5 protein-coding genes and 4 pseudogenes are annotated in these 9,305 nt (G+C 63.2%); 3 read left to right on the forward strand and 6 right to left on the reverse strand.

Annotated elements, in window-relative coordinates:
• Positions 1-242, reverse strand: a pseudogene (locus tag PF446_RS10100) (energy transducer TonB); the annotation flags it as partial.
• Positions 243-611: 369 nt separating this feature from the next.
• Between PF446_RS10100 and PF446_RS10105 the strand changes: the two are divergent.
• Positions 612-1,058: pseudogene (locus PF446_RS10105) on the forward strand (hypothetical protein); the annotation flags it as partial.
• Positions 1,059-1,123: 65 nt separating this feature from the next.
• Here PF446_RS10105 and PF446_RS10110 read toward each other — a convergent pair.
• The 5 genes and pseudogenes from PF446_RS10110 to PF446_RS10130 all read right to left on the reverse strand — a co-directional run.
• A pseudogene (locus tag PF446_RS10110) lies at positions 1,124-1,315 on the reverse strand (met regulon transcriptional regulator MetJ); the annotation flags it as partial.
• A gap of 490 nt (positions 1,316-1,805) precedes the next feature.
• On the reverse strand, positions 1,806-2,201 hold the full coding sequence (gene gcvH / locus PF446_RS10115; protein WP_298071305.1) for a glycine cleavage system protein GcvH: 396 nt from the start codon (positions 2,199-2,201) through the stop codon (positions 1,806-1,808).
• 68 nt (positions 2,202-2,269) lie between these two features.
• Complete coding sequence (gene gcvT, locus PF446_RS10120) at positions 2,270-3,370, reverse strand: glycine cleavage system aminomethyltransferase GcvT (RefSeq protein ID WP_298071306.1); 1,101 nt, start codon at positions 3,368-3,370, stop codon at positions 2,270-2,272.
• Between the two features lie 34 nt (positions 3,371-3,404).
• Positions 3,405-4,094 carry an alpha-ketoglutarate-dependent dioxygenase AlkB gene (locus PF446_RS10125; RefSeq protein ID WP_298071307.1) on the reverse strand — a complete coding sequence of 230 codons (690 nt, stop codon included), beginning with the start codon at positions 4,092-4,094 and terminating at the stop codon, positions 3,405-3,407.
• Positions 4,095-4,113: 19 nt separating this feature from the next.
• Positions 4,114-5,526 (reverse strand): amidase, encoded by a 1,413-nt coding sequence (locus PF446_RS10130; RefSeq protein ID WP_298071308.1) that lies wholly within the window; start codon positions 5,524-5,526, stop codon positions 4,114-4,116.
• A 254-nt stretch (positions 5,527-5,780) separates the two neighbouring features.
• Between PF446_RS10130 and PF446_RS10135 the strand changes: the two genes are divergently transcribed.
• Positions 5,781-7,391, forward strand: coding sequence for an electron transfer flavoprotein-ubiquinone oxidoreductase (locus PF446_RS10135; protein WP_298071309.1), 1,611 nt, complete (start codon positions 5,781-5,783; stop codon positions 7,389-7,391).
• Between the two features lie 126 nt (positions 7,392-7,517).
• Positions 7,518-9,237, forward strand: a pseudogene (locus tag PF446_RS10140) (glycoside hydrolase family 99-like domain-containing protein); the annotation flags it as partial.
• Between the last annotated feature and the right edge of the window lie 68 nt (positions 9,238-9,305).

Genomic DNA, 9,305 nt, shown 5'->3' on the forward strand with positions numbered 1-9,305 from the left:
TTGCTCGCCTCGGCCAACAGCTGTTCCGTGGTCATGGATGAGACATTCGTGGGCGCCGGCGTCTTGGCGCCCTTGGCCTTGCTCACGTGGGCTGCCGGCTGTACCAGCGACTCGGTGACTTTCATGTGGGGCTCGATCACAAGAAACCACCCAGCCGCAGCAATGGCCAGGAGAATCACGATGGAGAAGATCACTGTGGACGATGCGCTGCCACGCTCATGACTGCGATTGATATTTGACATTCGGGTATCCATGGTCATTCGCTACGTTGCTACCAGATACCCGCGCCCCCTGTAAGTTCCCCTTGTTGAAGAACCCAGACCTGAGGCCTGATGTAGCGCGGATTCAGTTCACAAGGTACCCCGATCCAGCGTCAGTGCCAATAGGATGGTTTCCAGCACGCGTTTGATCACGATACCGCGTGAGCGACAAAAAAAGCCCCGGTAAACCGGGGCACAGATTCTGGCATGGCCTGCCCTCACGCCATCTAGGGCGCAAGGGAGATCGCCATACTTTGCAACTACGCCTACTTGCGCTTGCCAGCCGAGCTGCGGCTGGCGCGGGAAACGCGAGCTGCGGCCGGCGCCGCGGCCGGTGCCTTGGCCGGTGCCTTGCGTACGGCCTTCTTTGCAGCCTTCTTGGCAGCAGGCTTCTTGGCCGCAGGTTTCTTGGCCGCAGTCTTCTTGACGGCCTTCTTGGCTGCCGGCTTGCGCGCCGTTTTCTTGACAGCTTTCTTGGCCGTCTTCTTGGCCGTCTTCTTGGCCGCCTTCTTCACCGTCTTCTTGACGGCCTTCTTGGCAGCAGGCTTCTTGGCCGCAGTCTTCTTGACGGCTTTCTTGGCAGCAGGCTTCTTGGCCGCAGTCTTTTTGGCAGTGGACTTGCGAGCGGCCGCAACCTTGCGCGTGGTCTTCTTTGCCGCCTTGCGGGCTGTCTTCTTGGCAGCTCCCTTCTTCACGGCGGCCTTTTTCACGGCAGCTTTTTTCACGGGTGACTTTTTCACGGCCACTTTCTTTGCCGTGGTCTTTTTCTTGGCGACTTTTTTCGCAGCCGGTTTCTTTGCAGTTTTCTTGGTCGTAGCCATGATTCGTCTCAGCTCCTCATCAGTTGGCAGTGGTTGTCCGGTAAAGGCATGTAGAAACGCTTCAACCAACAGGTCACTGTTTGTCGCATGCCTGAGGTTGTTGACCTGGCGTCGTGTACGTTCATCGGAAAGCAGACGGAGCACATGAAGGGGAATGGAGACGGTGACCTTTCGGACCGCTCCCGCCTTTTTACCGTGATCCACATACGGCTTGATGTACTTCTTTTCTGCCATCTTTAAACCCACTCCACCATTGGGCGCAGAAGCTAGACCTGTCGCAACGCGGTGTCAATAAAATTTGCACACCAAAATGAATGCGCTACGAGCCCTCCAACGCTTGCACATCAAGGGCTTTGACACTAACACTTACTGCACTCGGCTTTGACTAAATGGACATCTAAACGTCTAGACGTAAAAAACAGTATTTCAGGATACGGTCACGAAACTCAATGGCTACGCGGGATTCAGCACCGCAGAGGCTTGGAGACTCGCAAGAAACGCACAAAAAAACTCGCGCCACTTGTGGAACAAATCCCATCAGGACGCGAGTTTCAGCATGGCCGGAGCATGCGATTTCCAGCTGAACAGGAAACTTTATTTTTTTACCTTCCCGTCTTTATTGAGCACGAACTTGCACGTGCATGCATGCCGGATACGCATCGATGCGCGCACTCGCACGACCCATGAAAAACCGATCCGGGCATGCGGTTTCCCGGCGTTCGGGTCAGGCGTCATCGCCCTCGATCAGTTCGGCATAGACGTCGGGATCGAGCAACGCATCCAGATCGGATTTGTCGTCGGGCCTGATCACGAAAATCCAGCCCTCGCCATAGGCGTCGTCGTTGATCGATTCGGGTGCGTCATCGAGCGCCTCGTTGACCTCGACGACTTCACCACTGACCGGGGCATAGACATCGGATGCGGCTTTGACAGACTCCACCACCGCGCAACCGCTGTCAGGCGTCACGTGGGCACCGACCTCGGGCAGTTCCACGTAGACCAGGTCGCCAAGCTGCTCCTGGGCATGGTCGGAAATACCCACGCGTACGAGGCCATCGTCTTCTAGGCGGGCCCACTCGTGGGACTTCAGGAATTTCAGGTCGCCGGGTATATCGCTCATGGGTCGGTCCTGTCAGTTTTGGGATGCGGATGGAATTCTAGTGGGTCGGAAGGCAGGGATGAAATACCTCAGATCCCTTCACGCGGTTTGCCATCGCGAACGAACGGATACTTCACCACGCGCACCGGGAATTCGCGTTCGCGGATGACCACGCGCGTCGAACCGATATCTCCAGCGGGTACCCGCGCAAACGCAATGGCCTTGCCCAGCGTGGGCGAGAAACTTCCAGAGAGAATTTCGCCTTTACCGGCTTCTGTGAGGACGGTCTGGCCATGCCGAAGTACGCCTTTGTCGTCCAGTACAAGACCGACCATGCGCCGCTGCACGCCTTGTTGCTTTTGCGCCTCCAATGCACCGCGCCCGATGAACTGGCGGCCCTCGTCCATGGATACGGTCCAGCCAAGACTGGCCTCCCAGGGCGTGACATCCTCGTCCATGTCCTGGCCGTAGAGGTTCAAGCCGGCTTCCAGGCGCAGCGTGTCCCGCGCTCCCAGGCCGGCCGGCCGAACCCCCTCATCCAGCAGGGCCTGCCAGAATTCCTCGGCGTGATCCTCGGGGACCATCACCTCGAAACCATCCTCACCGGTGTATCCGGTCCGGGCGATGAAAAGCGGAACACCATGCAGCCCCTGTGCGGCCGCGGCGTGAAACTTGCCCATCGCGGCGATGCGTTCACGGTCAATATCGGCAAGAACATGGATGACGCGCTCGCGCGCAACAGGTCCCTGCACTGCGATCATGGCAAAGTCCGGTCGCTCGCTCACCTCGACATCAAATGCGGCCGCCTGGCGGGTGATCCATTGCATGTCTTTTTCGCGCGTGGCTGCATTGACCACGATGCGGAAGAACGTTTCGCCCAGGTAGTAAACGATCAAATCATCAATGACACCGCCATGATCGTTGAGCATGCAGGTGTAGAACGCCTTGCCATGCTCGGCAAGCTTGTCCACGTTGTTGGCCAGCAGGCGCCGCAGGAACGCACGGACCTGGTCTCCCTGAAGATCGACAACCGTCATGTGCGAGACATCGAACATGCCCGCCTGGTTGCGCACTGCGTGGTGCTCCTCGATCTGCGAGCCATAGTTGATCGGCATGTCCCAGCCACCGAAGTCGACCATGCGTGCGCCGAGGGCGCGATGCGCGTCATTGAGTACGGTTTTGGATGTCATGGGAACACTCTCGGGGACAGGCCAGAATCGCCTATTATCGCCGCCCGTCACCGGCAATTCCAAGCGCAGGCTGGAAATCCCGCTTGCCCGGTTCGACCCAGCGGAAGGTGAGGTTCAGGCGTGGCGTCACCGGGCGACGTGTCCGTGGGACCGCGTGCATGTAGTTGGTCTGCGTTTCACCCGACATGCACAGCAGACTGCCATGCGTCAGTTCCAGGGTCCTTGCGGGCGCACTCCCATGGCGTGGACGCATCCGGAACCGGCGCGTGCCTCCCAGACTGACGCTGGCGATCACTGGCGCCGCTCCCAGCTCGTCCTCGTCGTCACTGTGCCAACCCATGGCGTCGCGACCATCGCGATACAGGTTGGCGAGCACACTGTTGAAACGCGCATCGCAGGCGGCTTCCACACGCTCGCGCAACTGGGCCAGCAGTGGCGGCCACGGATGGGGCGCAAAGGTGGCGCCTGAATAGCGGTAGTATGCGCGCGGATCACCGATCCAGCAGCTCAGGCGTGGCGCGTCCACTTCACGGCCGAACAGGCGCAACCGGTGTTGCTCGAAGTCGATGCTTTTGTGTAACGCGTGCAACAATCCATCGGCTTCACGGGGGTCTATCCAGTTCGGCCACAAACGCACCTCGGCCCCGGCCAGCTCAAGAGTGATGGACGCATCGGGCTCTCCCCCGAAAGCCAATGAGCCCTGCGCAAGCCGGGATCCGCCCATGGTCAGTACTCCGAGTCGTTCATGTGCCGAACGTCGGCTCGATCGGATATTCCGGTGTCGCGTCCAGGCTTGCCGCGCAGACCTGGGCAAGCTCCAGCAACCGCAAGTCCGAGCCTCGTGGACCAATGAACTGCAAACCCACCGGCAGGCCCTGCGCAGTGAGGCCCATCGGAATACTCACCGCCGGACAGGCTGCAAGGCTTGCCAGGCTGGTCAGGTCGGCCTGGTTGGACGGCACCGGCGCATCCAGCGCGAACGCCGCCTGCGGCGTCGTGGGCAGCACCAGCACATCGACCTGGGCAAACAGACGACGCATCTTCAATGCCGCCGCATCCAGAACCCGATCGGCCACGACATAGTCGTGCGCACTTTTGCCTGCAGCGTGATCGAGCATGCCGCGAAATTGCGCAGACACGGGATGTTGCGCATCCTCGAGGTCAGCCGCAAAGGTGGCCAGCATTTCCGCCTCCATCAGCAGCAATCCGGCGCGACGTGTGCTGGCAAAGTCCCAATCGGAAAAATCCACCATGCGACGCTCACCCAGTTCCAGCTTGAGGCACTCGATGGCCTTGTCGTAGCTTTCGGCCACCGCAGCGTCCACGCCGATGCTGCGCACGTCTGAAAGCAGCCCCGTGCGCAAACGTCCGGGCTCCCAATCGGGGGGCGATAGCGCCACGCGACGATGCCGCGAACGCGGATCGTCGGCATCGTAACCCGCCACCACTTGCAGCAATACCGTCAGGTCATCGACGCTGCGCGCCATCAGGCCGACCGCATCCAGCCTGCGCGCGGCAGGCACGATGCCGCGCGTGGAAATCTCACCGTGGGTGGGCTTGAGCGCATACAGGCCGCAGTAACTGGCCGGGATGCGAATCGAGCCCAGACTGTCGGTGCCGATCGCGACGGCTGCAAGACCTGCAGCTACAGCCGCTGCCGAGCCCCCGGAGGAACCGCCGGCGGTATGGCCTGGACAAAACGGATTGTGGGTGGCACCGAAGTGCGGGTTGTGTGTGGTTGCGCCCAGCGCGCCCTCGTCCATGTTGGTCTTGCCCAGCATCACCACGCCTGCCGCGCGCAACCGCGAGACCACATGCGCATCGTGCGCCACCGCCTGTGCGCCGCGGCCGGGCAGGCCCGCAGTGGTTGGCCAACCGGCGATGTCGATATTGTCCTTGATGGCCACGGGGATGCCATCCAGTCGCCCGATCACGCCTTCCTTGCGGCGCTTTTCGGCGGCCCGCACCTGCTCCTGGGCCAACCCAGGCTGCAGTTCGACAAAGGCATTCAATCGCGGATTCAGGCGGTCGATGGCCTCCATGCAGGCGTCGGTCAGGGCTTGGGGACGGGTCCGACCCAGCGCCAGCCAATGCAGCATCTGGCACATGCTGGCGTGGCGAAGTTCGTGGGCCTCGATCGGCGAGGATGTGTTCATGGGACTCCGGGTATCTGGGCTCTGCGCAGCGGTGCGCTGGATATGGACGAATCTCATGCAGCAGGAACATCGTGCACGGATGGAGAACTTCCCACGGACCTGCGGGGACAGGCAAGCCTGCGGATCCGGCACGGCATTTGCCGCATGCCTCACGAATGCGGACAATCGTCCCCATCCATACGCACGCCGCACACCGAACGTCACTTCACCAGTGCAATGCGGATGTCCATCCTACGCCAACACGGAGCCCTATCATGAGCGAACGCGAAACGATGGAATACGACGTCATCACCGTCGGCGCGGGCCCGGCCGGGCTGGCGTTCGCGATTCGCCTGAAACAGCTCAAGCCCGATCTGAGCGTATGCGTGATCGAAAAGGCCTCGACCATCGGCGCGCAGATCCTGTCCGGCGCGGTGATCGAGCCCGAACCGCTGAACGCACTGCTGCCCAACTGGGCCGAGGACCCGCCGCCGGTCTGTGTGCCGGTGAGCGAGGACGAGTTCTGGTATCTCGGTGACCATCAACGCGCCAGACGGATGCCGACGCCGCCGCAAATGCACAACCAGGGCAACTTCATCGTCAGCCTTGGCGCGATGTGCGCCTGGATGGCGCCGCAGGCAGAGGCGCTGGGCGTGGATATCTTTCCTGGTTTTGCTGCCGCCGAACCCGTGTTCAGCGAGGACGGCGCGGTCGCCGGGGTCCGCATCGGCGACATGGGCGTGGCTCGGGACGGCTCGGAAAAGCCCGGCTACACCCAGGGCATCGACATCATGGCCAAGGTCACGGTGCTGGCCGAGGGCTGCCGCGGGCACCTGTCCAAGCAGTTGATTGCCAAGTTCGCTCTGGATGCCGACAGTGACCCACAGACCTACGGCATCGGCATGAAGGAGCTGTGGCAGCTGCCCGAAGGCCGCGTCACGCCGGGCAAGGTGGTGCATACGTTGGGCTGGCCACTGGACAACGCCACCTATGGCGGCAGCTTCATCTATCACCTGGACAAGGACCGCGTAGCCATCGGCTTTGTCGCGGGCCTGGACTACGAAGACCCGGAATTTTCGCCATTCGAGGCCTTCCAGCAACTCAAGAATCACCCGAAGATCAAGCCCCTGCTCGAAGGCGGCCAGATCATCTCCGGCGGCGCGCGCGCGCTGGCCGAGGGCGGCTACCAGTCGCTGCCGAAGACCGAGATGCCGGGCGCACTGCTGATCGGCGACGCCGCCGGCCTGCTCAACGTGCCCAAGATCAAGGGCACCCACCAGGCCATGCGTTCGGGCATGCTGGCCGCCGAACACGTGGCCGAATCGCACACGGCTCACGGCTTCGACCGCAAGCTGCGCGACTCGGCGGTGATGGTGGAGTTGAAGAAAGTGCGCAACATCCGCCCCGGATTCCACAAGGGCCTGTGGATGGGTCTGGCAAACGCCGCATGGGAAACCGTCACCGCCGGCTTCTCGCCGTGGACGCTGAAAAACCGCGCCGACTGGTCGTCGTTGAAGAAGCTGGGGACCTACGAACGCCCGAAACGCGACTATGTCGAACGCGACCTGCCCCCGCGCGACCGCCTGGCCAGCGTGTACTTCGCCGCCACCGAGCACGACGAGAACCAGCCGGTGCACCTGAAGGTGACCGACACCAACATCTGTGCCACCCGCTGCGTCGAGGAATACGGCAACCCCTGCACGCGCTTCTGCCCGGCCAACGTCTACGAGATGGTCGAAGACGCCGACGCCGAGCACGGCAAGCGCCTGCAGATCAACGCCGCCAACTGCGTGCACTGCAAGACCTGCGACATCAAGGACCCGTACGAAATCATCACCTGGGTCACCCCCGAGGGCGGTTCCGGGCCCAACTACAACAATCTCTGAACGACATGTCCGAACATCGTCCGGCCCGATCCCGCGACTGGATCTTCCACGCGCTGCGCTTGCTCTTTCGTAGCGTGCCGATGTCTCAAGCTGTGCGTGACCGGCTGCGCCAGGGCTTCCTGGACCGCCATGCCGCAGTTCGAGGTTCATGCCCATGCCCAGCCGCGCCTGCCCGGCGCGCTGGGCTTTTATGACCTGCGGGTGAAGGACGTGATGCGCGCGCAGATGAAGCTGGCGCGCGAATACGGCGTCGGCGCGTTCTGTTTCTACCACTACTGGTTCGCCGGCACCCCTCTGCTGGAAGCCCCGGCCCGACAATGGCTGGACGATCCCACGCTGGACCTTCCGATCTGCCTGTGCTGGGCCAACGAAAGCTGGTCCCGCCGCTGGGACGGACGCGCCGACGACATCCTCATCGCGCAGGCGCACAGCCCTGCGGACGACCTGGCCTACATCCAACATGTCGCGCCATTCCTGCGCGATCCACGCTATCTGCGCGTGGACGGCAAGCCGCTGCTGCTGGTCTACCGACCCGGCCTGCTGCCCGAGCCCAAGGCCACGGCGCAACGCTGGCGCACATGGTGTCGCGAGCACGGCGTGGGCGAGACCGCACTGGCTTGCGTGCAAGGCTTCGAAAGGCCGGACCCGCGCGACATCGGCTTTGACGCCGCAGTCGAGTTCCCGCCCAACCTGGCCACACCCGAAAACATCAGCGCGCGCCAGCACCTGCTCAATCCCGACTATCGCGGCCAGGTGCTGGACTGGCGCGTTGGCACGCGATGTCGGCGCTCGCCCGATGCCGGCATACCCGCTGTTCCCGGCCGTGAACCCCGGCTGGGACAACGAGCCACGCCGCAGCGGTCGCGGCCGCGTGTATGCGCACGCCTCGCCGCGCGGCTACCGCGACTGGCTTGCGGACACGCTCATCCAGCGCGCACCGAAACTGCCACAATCGCAGCGCCTGGTCTTCATCAACGCCTGGAACGAATGGGCCGAGGGCGCCGTGCTGGAACCGGATGCACGCCTGGGCCACGCCTGGCTGGACGCCACCCGCCGCGCGCTGCAACAGGCCGCCGGTGCCACGCCGCCAGCCGATCCGCACCCGTACGCGGTGATCCATGCCTGGTATCCCGAGGTGCTGGACGAACTGGTCCGGGCGCTGCGCAACAGCGGCCTGGACTGGCGCCTGATCGTCACCACCGCGCCCGAACGCGAGACCGAGGTGCGCGCCCGCCTTGCGCAACAGGCACCGGATGCCGAACTCGAGGTCTTCCCCAACCACGGCCGTGACGTGCTGCCGTTCCTGCACGTGGCCAACCGACTGCTGGACGAGGGCGCCAGGGTGATGCTGAAGCTGCATACCAAGCGTTCCACGCATCGCCGCGACGGCGATACGTGGCGCGGCGAGCTGCTCAGTCGCCTGCTGTCGCCGGCGCGCGCGGCCGCCATTGCGCAAGGCTTCGACAAGGATCCGACGCTGGGCCTGGTCGCTGCTGAAGGCCATGTGCAACCGTTGCATTACTACTGGGGCGCCAACCGCGACACCGTACAGCTACTGAGCGTGCTGCTGGGCATCCCCGAGCCGGATCCCGAACGCGATACCTTCATCGCCGGCACCATGTTCTGGGCGCGCCTGGACGCCCTGCGCCCGCTGCTGGACGCGCACCTGGATCCCTGGCGCTTCGAGTCCGAAGCCGGTCAGGTCGACGGCACCTTCGCGCACGCGGTGGAACGCATCATCGCGCTGGCGGCTCGGTCCACCGGCTTCCACACCGCCACCGCGGTCGCACTCTCCGGCGAACCCGAACCAGACGACGCCTATCCCTACGCCCGCCGCGACCATTGACCCCTACCGCCGGACAAACCGCTGCGCGGTCCACGACCACCCATGCCCCCACACACCTACACCCCGCC

The sequence above is a fragment of the Oleiagrimonas sp. genome (assembly GCF_027858935.1).
Lineage (GTDB): Bacteria > Pseudomonadota > Gammaproteobacteria > Xanthomonadales > Rhodanobacteraceae > Oleiagrimonas.